This window comes from Rhodoferax sp. GW821-FHT07F03, assembly GCF_059418745.1.
Genome location: NZ_JBWKQM010000011.1, coordinates 149,189 through 165,197 on the forward strand (window position 1 = coordinate 149,189; position 16,009 = coordinate 165,197).

Consider the following 16,009-nt stretch of genomic DNA (forward strand, 5'->3'; position numbering starts at 1 on the left):
GCCGGCAGATGCAGATCATTGCACGGGGATGGAAACACCCCTTGCTGCCTGCAACATCGCATCCCTCATTTGATGGGACAGCTGCACCGCCGACATGGGGCCTGCAAAGCCCCAGATGTTGCGCGGCATCAGCGCCATATGCCCCAAGGTACGTGCCGGTACAAAGCGCCAAATAGGAGATGTCAGCTTTTGCGCGATGCCGACCTCCGGGCCGGTCGCACTGATCAAGAGCACGGACAAATCGCTCTGCTTCAGCAGATCTTCGGAGGACACAAAAGTCGTGCCCTCTTTGGTAGGCCAATGCGGCCACAGCTTGACGCCCAAGGCCTGGGCCACACCACCCGCCATGCTGTTGGCGGTGTAGCTCCAATACATGTCCTGCAAGCCCAGCTCCTGCAATACAGCCACGCGCCGGCCACCCAAGCCGGCATCCAACAGGCGCGCACGGTCACCAGCCAAGGCCGCTTGCACCGCCTGCCGCACCTTCTTGCCTTCCTCTACACGGCCAACAAGCTCCGCAAAACGATCGAATATGTTTAAAGCGTGGTCTAGCTGGTTCACCTGCATATCGTTGGCGTAGAAATTGAACAGCACCGTGGGTGCGATACGCTGCAAGGCATCAAACAAAGCCGCGTGCCGAAAGGTAAGCCCCACAATCAGGTCTGGCTTGAGGCGCGCAATGGCCTCCAGGCTGGGCTGCTGGCGCGTGCCGATATCGGGCACATGGATAAATCGGGCCTTGTCATAGCCCACCCATTCGCGGTAGCGGTTGGGGTCCACCATGCCGACCGGTGTGACATCCAGCGCTGCCAGCGACTCCGCAAACATGAACTCCAGCACCACGATGCGTTGCGGCTGCTGTGGCAGCGTGGCACTGCGCATGCCCACCACGTCCGCAGCCAGCGCAGTGCCTGCCCACCAACACAGCAATGTCAGTAACAGCGCCCGCATCATGTACGCAGCAAACGCATCTGTTCTGCGACAGCAGGTGCGGGAAGAGTCAACAACATGGGGCAGCTGGAACACAGCATTTTTTCTCCGGGCAGCAAATAGCGCAGGCAGCACGTACGCCGCACCCGCAAGGGGTCGGGCAACTCTGGGTTATCAGACTTAAGGTAACGGATCACCTGCCACAAAGGATTGGGCAGGCCGGTATCGAAAAACTCCACGCGATTCAGCAAGAAGCTTTGGTCCAGCAGGGCTTGTGAACTTTCCATGGCGGTGGATAAAGCGTATTCCAAGGTATGGCCTACGTTGCTCCACAGTACCCGCGGAGCCATGCGTACCGCGCCGGCCAAGGCCTCCACCAATGGCGCAAGGTGCTCTACAAACAACGAAGCGTAGCGCACGGCCGGTTCATCAGACACGCCCCCCAAGGCATCGGTCGGCAGGTACAAGGCCTGTGGCATGCCATTGCGCAGCAACAGCACGCTGTCCTCCCAAGGCATGTACAGGGGCCGCTTCAATACCAACGCTGCCGCAACGGCCGCAGGCACTACCAGGCTGAAATAGTATTTGCTCCACTGAGACAGCAGCGCACGCGCATTGTCACCGTCGTAGTGCTGTCGCATCGCCGCCAACAGCAAAGGTAGATGCTCAACCAAGTGGCTAACGGGTACCCGCAGGCCTGGGCCTGGGTCGGCCCGGTCGTCCCTCAGATGGACGGCCCGGCCAGCGGATGCACATGCTGGCGGCAGCAAGGTTGCCAGACACGTCACGCACGTGCTCCCTGGCTACGCGAGCGGTTACCGAAAGCCAGCATACCCAGCAGATACGGCGCTCCCATCAAAGCCGTCATTGCCCCTGCGGGTACCTCGGTCGGTGCCAGCAAGGTTCGACCTAAAACATCCGCCAAACCCAACAAAATAGCCCCCAACAGCATGGCCGCCGGCACACGCTGGCGATGGGCATGGAAACCCAACAAGTTCGCAAAATGGGGCGTTACCAGACCCACGAAGACAACCGGCCCCACACTGGCCACCGCGGCGCTGGCCAGCATGGTTGCCAACACCAGCGCCACCAGGCGCAGCCTGGCCACAGGTACACCGAGCGCCGCCGCACTCTGCTCGCCCAGCATGAGCAAATCCAATGGCCGCACGAGCAAATACACCAATGGAATCGCCAGCACCAGCCAGGGCAGCAGGGCCGCGGCATCGGCAGCGCTGCGCCCATAGGTGCCACCCACCAGCCACACCAGAAGACGCGCTTGCTCCACGCTGTTTTCCACCATCAGCCACTGCGAAAGCGCCACACAGAGTCCCCCAAGCGCAATGCCGGTCAAGGCCACCGGCAATGCCGCCAGCCGATGGCGGCGATTCAACAGCAGCGTGATGGTCAGAACCACTCCCCCGCCCGATAGCGCGGCAGCCAGCATCAACGGGCGCGACAACATCGGCGTGGCCACCAGTGCCAACAGCACCGCCAAACCCGCCCCCTGTGTCACGCCCAGAACCTCGGGGCCAGCCAGCGGGTTGCGCACCACGCTTTGCAATAAGGCCCCGCTCGCTGCCAGCAAAGCCCCTGCCATCATCGCCGTCAACAGCCGGAATAGACGCAAGTCCACCAACATCGCCGCAACCGCGTCCTGACCGGAGAAAGCATCCCACCAGCGTGCCGAACTCAACCAAGTCTCACCATAGGCCACAGCACATCCGGCAATCGCCAGTAGCAGGACAAGGCACAGCCCCACAAAGCCCGCAAAAGGCGGTTTGAACCCTAGCGCACGCGGGCGCTCTACCTGGGCCCCAGCCAGGACACGGTTGCGGTGGATCAGCACCAACAGCAGCGGAGTCCCCACAACAGCCACCATCACTCCGGTCGACACGGTGGCATCCAGGTGCAACGCCAGCACCGCACTGTCTGCAGCCAACAAAATCACACCACCCCACAGCGCAGCCAATGGCAGCAAACGCTGCAGCCGGTGAATGCCCGCGGCCCGCAGCATATTGGGTGCGATCAAGCCGATGAAGCCCATGGGACCGGCCACACTGATCGCGCCCGCAGCGAACAGCGTGGCGACGACCATGGTGATGAAGCGCAGCGGCTGCAGCTGCACGCCAACCATGCGGGCACCGTCATCGCCCAATGCGGCCACTTCCAGCGAACGCAGCAGCAGTGGTGCTACTGCCAGCGGCACACACAACCACCACAGCACCGTCAGCAAACCCTGGGCACCAGGCTGGTACAGCACACCATTGCTCCAGAGGGCCACACTGGCAATGTCATCCTCAAAAATGGTCAGCAACACCGTGGACACCGCGGCGAACATCAAGGAACAGGCCGTACCCGCCAGTACCAGGCGCAGAGGGGACGCCCGCCAACCGCCCGCCGTCAGCATCGCCAGAGTGGCCCCCAGCAAACCACTGGCAAACAGCAGCGGCACGGAAGCCACGCCGCCCAGGGCGGGCAGCATGATGGCGGCAAACACCCCCAGCTGCGCACCGCCGGTGACGCCCAATAAATCCGGCGCAGCCAAAGGATTGCGCGTCAACGCCTGGAACAACACCCCGGATAAGGCCAGCGCAGCCCCCGCCAGCAAGGCCGCCAGCACACGGGGCAGCCTCAGATCAAACAGCAGCAAATGCGCAATCTGCCCCGCAGGCGCCGCCGTATCGGACTGCAGCCAGACCATCACATCCGGCCCCAAGCGCAAACCGGAAAGCAGCAGCGTACACAACACGCCCAGCATCCCCAGCAGGCTGGGGCAGCCCAAACCCAAACGGGGGTAGGACAGAGTTTGCGCGGTCATGCAGCACGCTGAAGCGCCTGCGCCACAGCGGCCCCGCCGTACGAGGGCAAGCACACGGGCTCACCACTCTCAGGGTGGTCCAGCCGCATCATCGGCAAACCAAAGGTTTCTGATAAACAGGCCGGGCGGATCATGGCGTCTGGCGTGCCCTGGTGCAATATCTGCCCGGCACGCATCAGCACGATATGGTCGCTAAAGGCGGCAGCCTGGTTCAGCTCGTGCAGCACCCACACAATCGTCAGACCTCGCTCGCGGTTGAGGCGGCGCAGCTCCCGCAGCACTTCGATCTGGTGGTGGATGTCCAGATAGGTCGTGGGTTCGTCCAGCAGCAAAATGCCGCACTCCTGGGCCAAGGCCATGGCAATCCAGGCGCGCTGCCTCTCGCCACCAGACAAGGCCGCCACCTGACGGTCGGCATATGCCTGCAAGCCCGTGGCCGCCAAGGCGTCCGCCACGCTGGCACGGTCCGCGCTGCTGGGGCCTGAAAACATGGAGCCGAAGGCATAACGCCCGTAGGCGACCAGTTCTGCCACCGTCAGCCCTTCGGGAATCTGGTTGAACTGGGCCAGCATGGTCAGCGTCTGTGCCAGCGCCCGGCGTTTGAAGCTGGCCAGCGGCCATCCCTGCACCCGTACCTCTCCCTGCTGCAGAGCCTGCAGGCCTGCCAGACTGCGCAGCAAGGTACTTTTGCCACATCCGTTGGGGCCGCATAGCGCAGTAATCTTGCCCGGCGCAATATCCAGGCTCAACCCGGCCAGCACTGGCTGGTCCTGGTAGGCTACGTGGATGTGGTGTGCCGACAAAGCCGGCACGATGGATGCTGGGCCAGTCCTAAGGCTCATAGGAAGTCACCGCCGTCACGCTGACTGCCCATGCCCTTGGGCCATGGCAACCAGCACCTTGCGCGGCCCCTTGAAGGGTGCGCGCGCATGGGCTGCCAGCATGTTGTCCAACATCAACACATCCCCTTGCTGCCATGGAAAGACCACCTTGTGCTGCTCCAGTACGGCGCGCACGCGGTCCAAGTCCTGGTCGGGAATCGGACTGCCATCGCCGTAATACACGTTGCGCGGCAGGTTCTCCTCGCCCACGCTGTCCACCAGCACCTCACGCGTATCGGGCTCCAATGCGGAGATATGGAATAGATGCGCCTGGTTGAACCACACAGCATCCCCTGTCACCGGATGCCGGGCCACCCCCTGGCAACGCTGGCGGGTGCGCAACTCACCGTCGTCGGTCCATTCAAATGCGATGTGCTGTTTGGCGCAATAGGCCTCCACCTCTGCCCGGCTATCGGTGTTGAATACCCGCTGCCATGGCAAGTCCAGACCGTTGCCGTAGTTGCGCACGTACATCAAACCTTTTTCCGCGAAGCGCTGGCGGATGTCCGGGTCCATGGCGCGGTAGACCGCACGGCTGTCAGCAATCGGAGTCTGCCCTCCCTCCTGGGCTGCGAGGTCGCAGTGGAACCATATCTTCATGGGCCATTCGCGGGTGTAGGCCTGCTCGTTGTGCAGGGGAATATGCTGGTGCGCGGGATACTCCGTCGAGGTATACACGCCGCCATGCACCTTGCTGCGGGGCGTGGAGCCAAACTCGTAGTTCAGCAACGGATGCCCAAACGACGCCGCAAAAGCGCGAAAAGCCTCGGGACCGCCCACCTCGAAGCCGCTGAACAAAACCCCACCCACTTGCTGCAGGTGCTGGCTCACCACATCTTGCAACTGTGGCTGTGCGTCCGCCAAAGTAAGGCCGGGCTGCATGGGACTGACACGCATCGGGAAACCGGCTTCAATACGCAGCTCAAACGTTTCAATTACTGGTACTTGCATCTTCAGATGAATCCTTCAAATAAGTGGAAGACAGGGCCACGGCAGCGCAGTAGCCATCAAAGAAGGGCAGCATTTCCACCCGGATCCGGTTGGCATCAAAAGGCAGCACGACCTGGCTCTGCACGCACCCGCTCGCCAACAGGGATAGCAAAGGCATGTGCTCACCCGCAATGCCTACGCCCACAGCTTTGAGGGCGGCCTCCTTGCCGACCCACAGGCGTAGCAGTTCCGCATGCTGGGCCGCTGGCTCCAGGCTCGCCAAGCGAACTCTCTCCAAAGGCGTGCAGATGTATTCGGCCAGGCCGTCTGTCGCCATCGGCGCTCTTTCTTCAACGTCTACCCCAACCTGCCCGGCCTGGGTCACGGCAATCAGACCCCAGGCGCCTGTATGCGACAGATTGAAATCCAGCCCTCGGATGCCCTGCAGCACGGGCTTTCCAAATGGCGTTCGCACAATTTCTTGCATGGGAGCGCAGCCATATTCCTGCGCCAACACCTGGCGCAAGGCAGCCCGTGCACACGCATAGCGCGCGCGGTCATTGCGCTGCTGCAGGCGCTGCAACTCCTGGTGCTCGGAGGGTGCAAGCATGCGCAGCACCGTCGCATCCGGCTCACAACCCAGACGCACATATACCGGCCAGCAACGCACCCGCCCCTGGAATGCAGTTTGAGCATCCCCCAGAACATAGCCGCGCTCCACCACCTCCACCACCTCCATCACACCCCCTCCGCTACACGGTGCAGCACGCAGGTTTGCAGCCTTTGCAGCAAAACGCGTTGATACCGACGCAGGTAAAAATGGTCACCGTCGAACATCTCCAGGCTGAAGTGCCCCACGGTCAGTTGCTCCCAGGCGGCCAGCGCAGACTCGCTCACACAGGGATCGCTCTTGCCGCCAAACACATGGATTGGGCAGGCCAACGGCCTGCGAGGAGCATCTTTCCAATCGGCACACAAACGGAAGTCCGCCGCCAGTACGGGCAGCACCAGATCCATGAGTTCCTGGTTGTCCAGCAATTCCTCTGGCATGCCGTTCAAGTGGCGCAATTCATCTTTCAGCTGTGCTGGCTCCCGCAAGGCACGGTAACGATGCACGTCTCGCCAGCCAGGCGCGGCAGTCCCGGAAATACACAGAGCGACCGGAGCAACGGCTCCCATGCCGACCAATGCATGGGCCAGCGCATAGGCGACCAACCCACCCATGCTGTGACCGAATAGTGCGTAGGGTGGCGCTACCTGCCCACACAACTCCAGCGCCAGTTGCTCCGCCAAGGCATCCAGACTCTGCGCAAAAGGCTCGCCCATGCGGCTTCCACGGCCAGGCAACTCCACCGGTCGGATGTCCAGACCCGCTGGCGGGTTATGGCACCAGGGCGCGTACATGCTGGCGCCCGCCCCAGCACAGGGGAAGCACAGCAACTGCATGGGCACTTAGGCCTGGCCTTGGGCTGCCAGATGCTGGCGCAGACTCAAAGGACGCATGTCCACCCACACCTGCTCGATACGGGCCAGGCAATCCTGCTTGTTGCCGGCAAAGCCGGTGTCTTGCCACCCCGCTGGCAAATCCTTGTAGTCTGGCCAGATGGAATACTGCTCTTCGTGGTTGACCACCACGCGGAAATTCGTGTCTTTGCTGTCAAAACCCATGTTCGTTCTTTCTAAACCTGCTCGGCCACATCGGCCGCGGTATGTTGGGTAGACGAACGGCTGCGCGATTTTTTTACACCGTCCCGGCTGGCACGGTCTGGCGACGGCATGCCCAGCACACAGGCCTGGCAATGCTCGGTGACTTCACGCACCATGAAGTGCACCAAGGTCTGGGATACACCCAACTCTGCGGCCGCGTCTTTGAGCGAATGCTCGTCAATACGCACCATTTCAAAGGCCTTGCGGGTACGCTGCGGAAAGCGGTCCAGGGCCTTGGAAACCTGCCGTAGCAAATCGCGGTGCATGGCTATTGCTTCCGGCCCCGCAGCCGGACACGGCACCTCCAAACCATCCTCCGCGTCGATGTAGTGGTAGCACTCGAATGTGCGACGCCGGTAGTGGTCTATGGCCAGGTTGCGCACCACGCGGATCAAATAGGCCAAAGGCTGGCGCAAAGATTCGGGGGGCGCCGCCTCCGCTATCTTGATGAAAACATCGTGCACCACGTCCTCGGCACGGCAACGGCAAGCCGTGATGGCGTTTGCAACATTGATCAACAAGTTCCGATTTGCAATGAGTACGGCCCCGAGCTCGCCTGCCTGTACCAATGCGTCCTGACGCTGTATTTGTTCCATGTCTGTCCAATAAGTGGTTTATCACCTGGACACGTAGTGTATTTTAAATACGAATCATTATTGTTTGTGTTTGTATTATTTGGTAATCTTTCATCCCTAGAAAGATGCATGGACCATCACCAAGGTATGTAAGCAAGGAGAGTTCATGCATGCACCCCAAACAGATCTTGGTGCACAAGGACAATTGACGGGCATGAGCGCCCTACGCCACGGGCCTCAACGAAAAGCGGTTTTTTGGAATACCTGGCGTCAGCGCAGGCAAGGCATCAATTGAAGGGATACAGCTGGCCGGCACACGGCATCCGCGAGCGACCGAGAACACTCAAGCCCAAGCCGCATCCGAGCAGTTTCCACACGGGAATTGCTATCATAAACGCAGCTTACAACGCAGCTTACAACGCAGCTATTACCTGCGCCAGCGGCTCTTTTGTTTAAGAAATCCGCACTGGAATTCCGCGCTCCGCCATGCGCGCCTTGGCCTGGCCTACGGTGTATTCGCCGTAGTGGAAGATGCTGGCGGCCAGCACGGCATCGGCACCGCCCAGGCTCACGCCGTCGGCCAGATGGTCCAGGTTGCCCACGCCGCCAGAGGCGATCACCGGCACGCTGACTGCGTCGGCCACGGCACGCGTCAAGGCCAGGTCGAAACCGGACTTGGTGCCGTCGCGGTCCATGCTGGTGAGCAGGATTTCGCCAGCGCCGCGGCGCGCCATCTCGGCGGCCCAGGCCACGGCGTCTAGGCCGATGTTCTTGCGGCCGCCATGGCTGTACACGTCCCAGCCCGGGCCGCGGATGGCCGCGTCCTCGGCGCTGCGGCGCTTGGCGTCAATGGCCACCACGATGGCCTGGGCGCCGTACTTGGCCGAGGCCGCGTCGATCACATCCGGGTTGCTGATGGCAGCAGAGTTGAAGCTGACCTTGTCGGCACCGGAATTCAGCAGCCGGCGCACATCTTCCACGGTGCGCACGCCGCCGCCCACGGTCAAGGGGATGAAGACTTGTGAAGCCACGGCCTCGATGATGTGCAGTATCAAATCGCGGCCGTCGCTGGTGGCGGTGATATCCAAAAAAGTCAATTCATCCGCGCCCTGTTCGTTGTAGCGCGCGGCGATTTCCACCGGGTCCCCGGCATCGCGCAGCTCCACGAAATTGACGCCTTTAACGACGCGGCCGCCGGTCACGTCCAGGCAAGGGATGATGCGTTTGGCCAGCATGGCGACTCCAACAGAACAACAAAAACAGGTTAATCGAGGCTTAGGCGTTGCCAGCCGGCCCACTCGGCACCAGGCTCCAGCTGCACCGGCGTGTTGACCTCGGCAGCCTCTACGCACACCATGTGTAGATAACCCTCGGCGGGCATATCGGCCATAGTGGCGCACTTGGCAGCACCGGGGTTCCAGACCACGGTGTCACCCAGGTTTTCACTCTGGGCGATGCGCAGCTGCTGCGCGCCGTCCAGCAGCACCAGAGGTTCTGCCGGGGTTTGGTAAACGCGGTCCACCTCGCCGTCGAAACTGACCACCCCTGGCTCCAGCCGATTGGTCTTTGCCACATCGTCCCAGTAGGGCTGGGCGGCCAGGCCGTGCAGACGCAAACCTGCCAGGTCCTGCACGTTGAGGTAGGTATGCAGGGCCAGGGCAAAGTCCAGCGGCGTGTTGCCCAGGTTCTGCAAGCTAAAGCCGAACTCCACCACGCCCGGTGCCAGATCGATGCGCAGCGTGGCACGGAAGGCATGCGGCCAGATGGCCAGCGTGTCCGCATCGCTGTGCAGCTCGAACTCCAGAGCGTCCACGGTCTGTGCAACAGGCGTCCAGGATGTGTTGCGGGCAAAGCCGTGCTTGGGCAGCGGGCCGCGCATATTGAACTGGGGGAAGCACACGGGCACACCACCACGGATGGCGGTTTTGCCATCGAACACCGAACGCGGGCTGAGGTACAGGCGCTCTACGCCACCACTGGTCCACGACAGCACGTGCGCACCGTGCAAGGCGACCAGCACGCTGTCGCCACTGCTGTGGCGCAGACGTAGGCAGGGCTGGTTGTGGAAGGTCTCGGCGCTGATCTGCAGATCAGACATCGCCGTAGAAGGTGTCGGCGCGCTCTTGGGCAGATGCGAAATCCAGGTCGCCGGTGTAGATGGCGCGGCCACAGATCACGCCTTCAATGCCTTCGTCTTCGACTTCGCACAGACGTTCGATGTCAGCGATGTTGCTCAGGCCACCGGATGCGATCACGGGCGTGTTCAAAGCCTGGGCCAACTTGACCGTGGCATCGATGTTGATGCCGGTCAGCATGCCGTCGCGGCCGATATCGGTGTAGATGAAGGATTCGACGCCGTAGTCCTGGAACTTCTTGGCCAGGTCCACGACCTCGTGGCCGGTGAGCTTGCTCCAGCCGTCGGTAGCAACCTTGCCATCCTTTGCGTCCAGGCCCACGATGATGTGGCCGCCGAACGCGGTGCAGGCGTCCTGCAGGAAACCGGGGTTCTTGACCGCGGCCGTGCCGATGATGACGTAGCGCAGGCCCGCGTCCAGGTAGCGCTCGATGGTGTCCAGGTCACGGATACCGCCACCCAACTGCACGTCAATCTCGCCACCCACTTCTTTCAGAATCTTGCGTATGGCCATTTCGTTCTTGGGCTTGCCCGCGAACGCGCCATTCAGATCCACCAGGTGCAGGCGCCGGGCGCCCTTGTCCACCCAGCTACGGGCCATTGCGGCGGGGTCTTCGCCGAATGTGGTGGTTTGGTCCATGTCGCCTTGTTTGAGGCGCACGCAATGGCCGTCTTTCAGATCTATCGCAGGAATGAGAAGCATGGTGCCGTGAACAGCAAGTGGAGAAAGAGAGATTAAGGGACCCAGTGCAGGAAGTTGCGGTACAGCGCTAAGCCGTGCTCAGCACTTTTCTCTGGGTGGAATTGGGTTGCGAAAATATTATCACGTGCGACGGCCGCAGTGAACGGCTCGCCATACTCCGCCAGGCCTGCGCTGTGGTGCGCATCCGACGGTTTAACATAAAAACTGTGGACAAAGTAGAAGTAGCTATTGTCCGGTACTTCGCCCCAAACTGGGTGGCGCTTGCTACCAGGGCTTTGCTGCTGTACCTGGTTCCAGCCCATTTGCGGCACCTTGAAGCGGCTGCCATCGGCCTGCAGGCGGCCGGCCAAGTCAAAGCGCAACACGCGCCCGGGTATCAAACCCAGGCCGGGAGTGTCTTGTTCTTCGCTATGGTCCAGCAGCATTTGCATGCCCACGCACACGCCCATCAGCGGCTTGTTGCGAGCGGCGTCCAACACGGCTTCCTTCAGGCCTGAATCATGCAGCTCGCGCATGCAGTCGCGCATCGCGCCCTGGCCGGGCAGGACCACACGCTCAGCGGCGAAAACCTCTTCCGGTTTGGAGGTAACCACCACCTGGTAGCCACTGGCGGCCGCCACGTGCATCACGGCCTGGGAGACGGAGAACAGGTTGCCCATGCCGTAGTCAACCACGGCAACCGTTTTATTTGCTATCAATGTCATAGCTGCTTGCGCAGAAGGAATGTGCGGTAGAAGCCGATTCTACTTTTAAATTTACAAAGAGCCCTTGGTGGACGGGATCATGCCCACGGAACGCGGGTCTAGCTCCAGTGCCGAGCGCAGCGCGCGGGCAAAGGCCTTGAACACAGTTTCCGCTTGGTGGTGGGCGTTCACGCCCTTCAGATTGTCGATGTGCAGGGTCACAAATGCGTGGTTCGCAAAGCCCTGGAAAAACTCGTAGGTGAGCTGGCTGTCGAACGTGCCGATCATGCCGCTGGTGAACGGCACATGCATTTCCAGGCCAGGCCGACCCGAGAAGTCGATGACCACACGGCTCAGTGCCTCGTCCAGCGGCACGTATGCGTGGCCGTAACGGCGGATGCCCTTTTTGTCGCCGACCGCCTTGTGCACGGCCTGACCCAGGGTGATGCCCACGTCTTCCACCGTGTGGTGGCCGTCGATGTGCAGGTCGCCCACGCAGGCGATGTCCAGGTCGATCAGGCCGTGGCGGGCGATCTGATCCAGCATGTGGTCGAAGAAGCCGATGCCGGTGCTGAGCGATGCCTTGCCGGTGCCGTCGAGGTTCAGCTTGACGGTGATTTTGGTTTCGGCCGTGTTGCGGGTGACTTCGGCGGTGCGTTGCAAAACAGGTGCGGTGGGGGTAGTCATAGGGATTTTTGAAAGGCTGCCAACAAGCGTTCGTTCTCTTCGGCGGTACCCACCGTGAAGCGCAAACAATTGGCCAGCAATGGGTGCATTTTAGAAACGTTCTTGACCAGCACGCCCTGGGCCTTCATGGCGTCAAAGGTTTTAGCGGCATCGGGGACGCGCAGCAGCAGCATATTCGCCTCGCTGGGCCAGACCTTGACGCCGGGCAAAACGCCCAACGCTGCGAAAAGAATAGCACGCTGCGTACGAATATCCTGCGCCTGCGCCGCAAACACCTCGGTGTGCTCGAAGGCGAACAAGGCACACTCGCAATTCAGCAGGCTGACGTTGTAGGGCGGCCGCACCTTGTCGATTTCGGTCACCAGCGCCTGTGGGCCCACCAGGTACCCCAGGCGCACACCGGCCAGGCCGAACTTGCTTAGCGTACGCATCAGCAGCACGTGGCTGTGGCGCGCCGGGTTGCGGCGGATCACGTCCAGATAGCTTTTGCTGGAAAACGGTTGGTAGGCCTCATCGATCACCACCAGGCCGGGCGCGGCCTCGATGATCTGCGCCATGGCGGCCTCGTCCCAAAGATTGGCGCTAGGGTTGTTCGGATAGGCCAGATAAATGATGGCCGGCTGGTGCGTGTCGATGGCGGCCAGCATGGCAGGCATATCCAGCTCGAAGTCGGCTGTCAGCGGCACGCCGACGAATTCCAGGCCTTGCAACTGGGCGCTCATGGCGTACATCACAAAGCCAGGTAACGGAGCCAGCACCTTGGCGCCCGGCTGGTCGCAGGCGATAGACAGCAGGGAAATCAGCTCATCCGAGCCGTTACCCAGCAACAGGCCGTAGCCCTCGGGCAGGCCGGTGTGGGCAGCCAGCACCTGGCGCAGATAGTCCACCCGACCATCGGGGTAGCGGTTCAGCGGGACAGCGCCCAGGCGCTCGCCGAGTTCGGCCTGCAGGGCGGGCGACAGGCGGTGCGGGTTCTCCATGGCGTCGAGCTTGACCATGCCGGAGGCGTCTTGCACCAGGTAGGAATGCATGGCCCGGATGTCGGGGCGAATGGTATTCAAAGGGTTTCTCATGCGGCTCTCTTGGCGTAACGCTGCGCCAATACTGCGCAAACCATCAACTGGATCTGGTGGAACAACATCAAAGGCAGCAGCATCACGCCCACGGTGTGTGCGGCAAACAGCACCTTGGCCATGGGCACACCGCTGGCCAGGCTTTTCTTGGAGCCGCAGAACACGATCGTCACCTCGTCTTCGGTGCTGAAGCCCAGCATGCGGCTGGACCACGTGGACAGTGACAGTGACAGCGACAGCAGCAGGCAACAGGCGGCCACCAGGCCCAGCAGAATGGGCAAAGGCACCTGCTTCCACAGGCCCTCGATCACGGCCGCGCTGAAGGCGGTATAGACCACCAGCAGGATGGAGCCTTGGTCGACAAACTTCAGCCCGGCAGCGTGCTTTTTCACAAAACCGCCTACCCAGGGCTGCAGCAGTTGCCCGGCCACAAAAGGCAGCATCAGCTGCAACATAATGCGGCCCACGGCCTCCAGCTCACCCGAACCCGACACCCCGCCCGGCACCACCAGCCAGCCGACCAGCAGCGGCGTGATGAACACCCCTATTAGGCTGGACGCCGAGGCGCTGCAGACGGCCGCCGACACATTGCCGCGCGCCATGGCGGTAAAGGCAATGGCGGACTGCACCGTGGCCGGCAAGGTGCATAAAAACAGCATACCCACCGCCAGGTCCGGCGTCAGCATGGTGGAGAAGGCCGGCTTGAGCAGCAGGCCCAGTACCGGGAACAGCGCAAATGTGCAGGTCAGCACCAGTAAATGCAGGCGCCAATGGCTCAGCCCGGCAACGACGGCGGCGCGCGACAGCTTGGCACCGTGCAGAGAGAACAGCAGCGCAATGGCCGCAGTCGTCAACATCTCGAATCCCTGGGCCACCGCGCCTTGGGCCGGCCAGAGGCTGGCCAGTGTCACGGTCGCCAGCAGGCACAAGGTGAAGTTATCGGGGAGAAAGCGCGGGCGTTTCATGGTAAGGGGATGGCGACTCGCCATGCCGCTACGCATTTTGTAGCTACAAGCGATGGAAGGATATGCGGTGGCTGGGCATTTTATGTCGATGCCCAAAAGTCCATGGTTTGTCGGATGTTTTTCAGTGAGGTGCTACTTGCATGGCAATTGCTTGCAATCACTGGATATTTTGATTTTCTTTAAAAATGGGATATATTCCCATTTAACAAAACCACCCATACCAACATGCTCTTCACCACCCCGGAGCCCGTCCAGGCCAGCATGTACACGGCGGCGACCAATGCAGCGCCCACACCGCCTATGGTGGTATTAACGGCCACAGAATCCGCCGGCCCGTCCTCCCTGTTGAACATTCTGGACGACCGGGCACTGCAGCGCTGGGACATCACAGAGGGCCGCAAGGGCATTCCCGTCACGCTGGCAATGCAGCTGATCGACCTGGACAACCACGGCACGGCCATCAGCGGCGCGGAGGTGTATTTGCGCCACGGCAGCAGTGACGACGCGGCCGAAGCCACCAGCGCGCTGCAGGGCGTGCAGTGCACTACGGCGGCCGGCAAGGTCACATTCAAGACCTTGTACCCGGGCAGCAACCCGACGCAACAGCAATTGCACATGCAGGTGCTGCTGCCCAATACCGTGCCTTCGTCGCGCACCCTGACTTCGGCCAGCACCCAGCTGCACTTTCCTCCGGCGGCCGGTGAGGCCACGCAGATCCACCTCCTGGCACCAGCCTGCGAAACCCTGAGCATGAGCGGCGATGCCCATGCCGGCTTCTTCGCCAGCATCGTGATTGGCATCACCAGTATCGAGACTTAACGCAAATCCGCTGTCGCCACAAAGCTGCCGCTGGCCGCACTCTGCTCGCCCTTGCCCAGCATGGCCATGACCTGGAACACCTGGCGAGGCGTCACAGGCGCACTGCCGGTGGCGCCGCTCAGATAGTCGCGCAAACCAGCGTAGTACAGCAGGTAGTTGCCTGCCACGTCGGGTGTGGTCTCGCCCACCTCTTCGCCGTCCAGATGGCGCGTCAGTTGGCCGGGAAGGCGGTCAAAGCCCCAGTCACCCAGCAGCTCCAGCTGGGGGCGACCACCGGCCTTCAGCGCATCTTCCTGCGGGTCCAGGCCGAACTTGGTAAACGAGCCGCCGGTGCCATGCACGGCAAAACGCGGCCCGGGCGTGGTGACGCAGGAACTGGCGTGCAGCACCACGCGCAGGCCCGGGTGCACAGACTCGTAGCGTAACTGGGCATGGAAGTAGTCGTTCGTCTCGGTGTGCTCGCGCTGGCGCGCCACATCCAGCGAGATATCGTCGGGCACGCCAAACAACTGCAGCGCCTGGTCCACTAGGTGGGCGCCCAGGTCCAGCCAGAGGTCGGAGCCGGGAATGTTCTGCTCGCGCCATTTGCCGGGCACTACATGGCGGAAGCGGTCAAAGTGCGATTCGAAATGCGTGATCCGCCCCAGCTGGCCGCCGGCCAACACCTGCTGCAGCAGCAGGAAGTCGCCGTCAAAACGCCGGTTCTGGTAGACCGTCAGCACGCGCTGCTGCTGCGCCGCCACGGCCAGCAGGTCCTCGGTTTCCGCCAGGGTCACGGTGCAGGGCTTGTCCACCACCACATGCTTGCCCGCCAGCAACGCAGCGCGCGCCAGCGGGTGGTGGCTGGTGTTACTGGTGGCGATGACCACCAGGTCGATGTCCGGGTCGGCAAACGCCGCCTCGGGCGTGGGCACCACCTTGACGCCCGGCCAGTCGGCCAGCACCTGCTCGGGCCGGCTGGAACAGATGCAGGCCAGCTCCAGCCCCGGCACGCCGGCAATCAGCGGTGCATGGAAAACCTTGCCGGCCAGGCCATAGCCAATAACGGCCGCACGGATGGGGCCGGACAAGGGGGTTAAAAGTGCTTGGGTCATAGGTCTCCGT

18 protein-coding genes are annotated in these 16,009 nt (G+C 62.0%); 1 reads left to right on the forward strand and 17 read right to left on the reverse strand.

The window, feature by feature from the left end:
• Window positions 1–15: 15 nt before the first annotated feature.
• From AC07R0_RS18085 to AC07R0_RS18160, 16 genes are all read right to left on the reverse strand, one after another.
• Window positions 16–951 (reverse strand): ABC transporter substrate-binding protein, encoded by a 936-nt coding sequence (locus AC07R0_RS18085; protein WP_495105862.1) that lies wholly within the window; start codon window positions 949–951, stop codon window positions 16–18.
• A complete protein-coding gene (gene fhuF / locus AC07R0_RS18090; protein ID WP_495105863.1) occupies window positions 951–1,718 on the reverse strand; it encodes a siderophore-iron reductase FhuF in 768 nt (255 codons plus the stop codon). Before fhuF ends, AC07R0_RS18085 begins: the two co-directional genes overlap by 1 nt.
• A complete protein-coding gene (locus AC07R0_RS18095; RefSeq protein ID WP_495105864.1) occupies window positions 1,715–3,748 on the reverse strand; it encodes an iron ABC transporter permease in 2,034 nt (677 codons plus the stop codon). The genes fhuF and AC07R0_RS18095 overlap by 4 nt, the downstream gene beginning before the upstream one ends.
• The gene (locus AC07R0_RS18100) at window positions 3,745–4,590 is read right to left on the reverse strand and encodes an ABC transporter ATP-binding protein (RefSeq protein ID WP_495105865.1); all 846 of its coding nucleotides are present in this window, start codon (window positions 4,588–4,590) and stop codon (window positions 3,745–3,747) included. The genes AC07R0_RS18095 and AC07R0_RS18100 overlap by 4 nt, the downstream gene beginning before the upstream one ends.
• Before the next feature lie 15 nt (window positions 4,591–4,605).
• Window positions 4,606–5,580 (reverse strand): TauD/TfdA family dioxygenase, encoded by a 975-nt coding sequence (locus AC07R0_RS18105; protein ID WP_495105866.1) that lies wholly within the window; start codon window positions 5,578–5,580, stop codon window positions 4,606–4,608.
• On the reverse strand, window positions 5,561–6,298 hold the full coding sequence (locus AC07R0_RS18110; protein WP_495105867.1) for a 4'-phosphopantetheinyl transferase family protein: 738 nt from the start codon (window positions 6,296–6,298) through the stop codon (window positions 5,561–5,563). Before AC07R0_RS18110 ends, AC07R0_RS18105 begins: the two co-directional genes overlap by 20 nt.
• Window positions 6,298–7,005 carry a thioesterase II family protein gene (locus tag AC07R0_RS18115; RefSeq protein WP_495105868.1) on the reverse strand — a complete coding sequence of 236 codons (708 nt, stop codon included), beginning with the start codon at window positions 7,003–7,005 and terminating at the stop codon, window positions 6,298–6,300. Before AC07R0_RS18115 ends, AC07R0_RS18110 begins: the two co-directional genes overlap by 1 nt.
• A 6-nt stretch (window positions 7,006–7,011) precedes the next feature.
• On the reverse strand, window positions 7,012–7,227 hold the full coding sequence (locus AC07R0_RS18120; protein WP_495105869.1) for an MbtH family protein: 216 nt from the start codon (window positions 7,225–7,227) through the stop codon (window positions 7,012–7,014).
• A gap of 11 nt (window positions 7,228–7,238) precedes the next feature.
• Entirely contained in the window at window positions 7,239–7,862 is a 624-nt protein-coding gene (locus tag AC07R0_RS18125) for an RNA polymerase factor sigma-70 (RefSeq protein WP_495077317.1), read from the reverse strand.
• A gap of 431 nt (window positions 7,863–8,293) precedes the next feature.
• Window positions 8,294–9,076, reverse strand: a complete 783-nt coding sequence (gene hisF / locus AC07R0_RS18130) for an imidazole glycerol phosphate synthase subunit HisF (RefSeq protein ID WP_495077315.1) — start codon at window positions 9,074–9,076, stop codon at window positions 8,294–8,296.
• Between the two features lie 29 nt (window positions 9,077–9,105).
• On the reverse strand, window positions 9,106–9,939 hold the full coding sequence (locus AC07R0_RS18135; protein WP_495105870.1) for a D-hexose-6-phosphate mutarotase: 834 nt from the start codon (window positions 9,937–9,939) through the stop codon (window positions 9,106–9,108).
• Entirely contained in the window at window positions 9,932–10,678 is a 747-nt protein-coding gene (gene hisA, locus AC07R0_RS18140) for a 1-(5-phosphoribosyl)-5-[(5-phosphoribosylamino)methylideneamino]imidazole-4-carboxamide isomerase (protein ID WP_495077313.1), read from the reverse strand. Before hisA ends, AC07R0_RS18135 begins: the two co-directional genes overlap by 8 nt.
• 32 nt (window positions 10,679–10,710) lie before the next feature.
• Window positions 10,711–11,382: an imidazole glycerol phosphate synthase subunit HisH gene (hisH, locus tag AC07R0_RS18145; RefSeq protein WP_495105871.1), complete on the reverse strand. Its 672-nt coding sequence runs from the start codon at window positions 11,380–11,382 to the stop codon at window positions 10,711–10,713.
• 51 nt (window positions 11,383–11,433) lie between these two features.
• Entirely contained in the window at window positions 11,434–12,048 is a 615-nt protein-coding gene (hisB, locus tag AC07R0_RS18150) for an imidazoleglycerol-phosphate dehydratase HisB (protein ID WP_495095907.1), read from the reverse strand.
• Window positions 12,045–13,121 (reverse strand): histidinol-phosphate transaminase, encoded by a 1,077-nt coding sequence (hisC, locus tag AC07R0_RS18155; RefSeq protein WP_495105872.1) that lies wholly within the window; start codon window positions 13,119–13,121, stop codon window positions 12,045–12,047. The genes hisB and hisC overlap by 4 nt, the downstream gene beginning before the upstream one ends.
• Window positions 13,118–14,086, reverse strand: a complete 969-nt coding sequence (locus AC07R0_RS18160) for a bile acid:sodium symporter family protein (RefSeq protein ID WP_495105873.1) — start codon at window positions 14,084–14,086, stop codon at window positions 13,118–13,120. Before AC07R0_RS18160 ends, hisC begins: the two co-directional genes overlap by 4 nt.
• A gap of 225 nt (window positions 14,087–14,311) precedes the next feature.
• On the opposite strand from AC07R0_RS18160, the gene AC07R0_RS18165 reads away from it, so the two are divergent.
• On the forward strand, window positions 14,312–14,905 hold the full coding sequence (locus AC07R0_RS18165; protein ID WP_495105874.1) for a peptidase associated/transthyretin-like domain-containing protein: 594 nt from the start codon (window positions 14,312–14,314) through the stop codon (window positions 14,903–14,905).
• Here the strand turns inward: AC07R0_RS18165 and AC07R0_RS18170 are convergent.
• Entirely contained in the window at window positions 14,902–15,999 is a 1,098-nt protein-coding gene (locus AC07R0_RS18170) for an oxidoreductase (protein WP_495105875.1), read from the reverse strand. The genes AC07R0_RS18165 and AC07R0_RS18170 overlap by 4 nt on opposite strands.
• Window positions 16,000–16,009: the final 10 nt, after the last annotated feature.

What these genes read in the sequence shown, in the direction of transcription:
- AC07R0_RS18095 (WP_495105864.1), bottom strand. Translation starts at nt 3,748, where the DNA reads ATGACCGCGCAAACTCTGTCCTACCCCCGTTTGGGTTTGGGCTGCCCC.
- hisH (WP_495105871.1), bottom strand. Translation starts at nt 11,382, where the DNA reads ATGACATTGATAGCAAATAAAACGGTTGCCGTGGTTGACTACGGCATG.
- AC07R0_RS18105 (WP_495105866.1), bottom strand. Translation starts at nt 5,580, where the DNA reads ATGCAAGTACCAGTAATTGAAACGTTTGAGCTGCGTATTGAAGCCGGT.
- AC07R0_RS18110 (WP_495105867.1), bottom strand. Translation starts at nt 6,298, where the DNA reads ATGGAGGTGGTGGAGGTGGTGGAGCGCGGCTATGTTCTGGGGGATGCT.
- AC07R0_RS18120 (WP_495105869.1), bottom strand. Translation starts at nt 7,227, where the DNA reads ATGGGTTTTGACAGCAAAGACACGAATTTCCGCGTGGTGGTCAACCAC.
- hisA (WP_495077313.1), bottom strand. Translation starts at nt 10,678, where the DNA reads ATGCTTCTCATTCCTGCGATAGATCTGAAAGACGGCCATTGCGTGCGC.
- hisC (WP_495105872.1), bottom strand. Translation starts at nt 13,121, where the DNA reads ATGAGAAACCCTTTGAATACCATTCGCCCCGACATCCGGGCCATGCAT.
- hisF (WP_495077315.1), bottom strand. Translation starts at nt 9,076, where the DNA reads ATGCTGGCCAAACGCATCATCCCTTGCCTGGACGTGACCGGCGGCCGC.
- AC07R0_RS18160 (WP_495105873.1), bottom strand. Translation starts at nt 14,086, where the DNA reads ATGAAACGCCCGCGCTTTCTCCCCGATAACTTCACCTTGTGCCTGCTG.
- AC07R0_RS18085 (WP_495105862.1), bottom strand. Translation starts at nt 951, where the DNA reads ATGCGGGCGCTGTTACTGACATTGCTGTGTTGGTGGGCAGGCACTGCG.
- AC07R0_RS18115 (WP_495105868.1), bottom strand. Translation starts at nt 7,005, where the DNA reads ATGCAGTTGCTGTGCTTCCCCTGTGCTGGGGCGGGCGCCAGCATGTAC.
- hisB (WP_495095907.1), bottom strand. Translation starts at nt 12,048, where the DNA reads ATGACTACCCCCACCGCACCTGTTTTGCAACGCACCGCCGAAGTCACC.
- AC07R0_RS18165 (WP_495105874.1), top strand. Translation starts at nt 14,312, where the DNA reads ATGCTCTTCACCACCCCGGAGCCCGTCCAGGCCAGCATGTACACGGCG.
- AC07R0_RS18100 (WP_495105865.1), bottom strand. Translation starts at nt 4,590, where the DNA reads ATGAGCCTTAGGACTGGCCCAGCATCCATCGTGCCGGCTTTGTCGGCA.
- AC07R0_RS18135 (WP_495105870.1), bottom strand. Translation starts at nt 9,939, where the DNA reads ATGTCTGATCTGCAGATCAGCGCCGAGACCTTCCACAACCAGCCCTGC.
- AC07R0_RS18170 (WP_495105875.1), bottom strand. Translation starts at nt 15,999, where the DNA reads ATGACCCAAGCACTTTTAACCCCCTTGTCCGGCCCCATCCGTGCGGCC.
- AC07R0_RS18125 (WP_495077317.1), bottom strand. Translation starts at nt 7,862, where the DNA reads ATGGAACAAATACAGCGTCAGGACGCATTGGTACAGGCAGGCGAGCTC.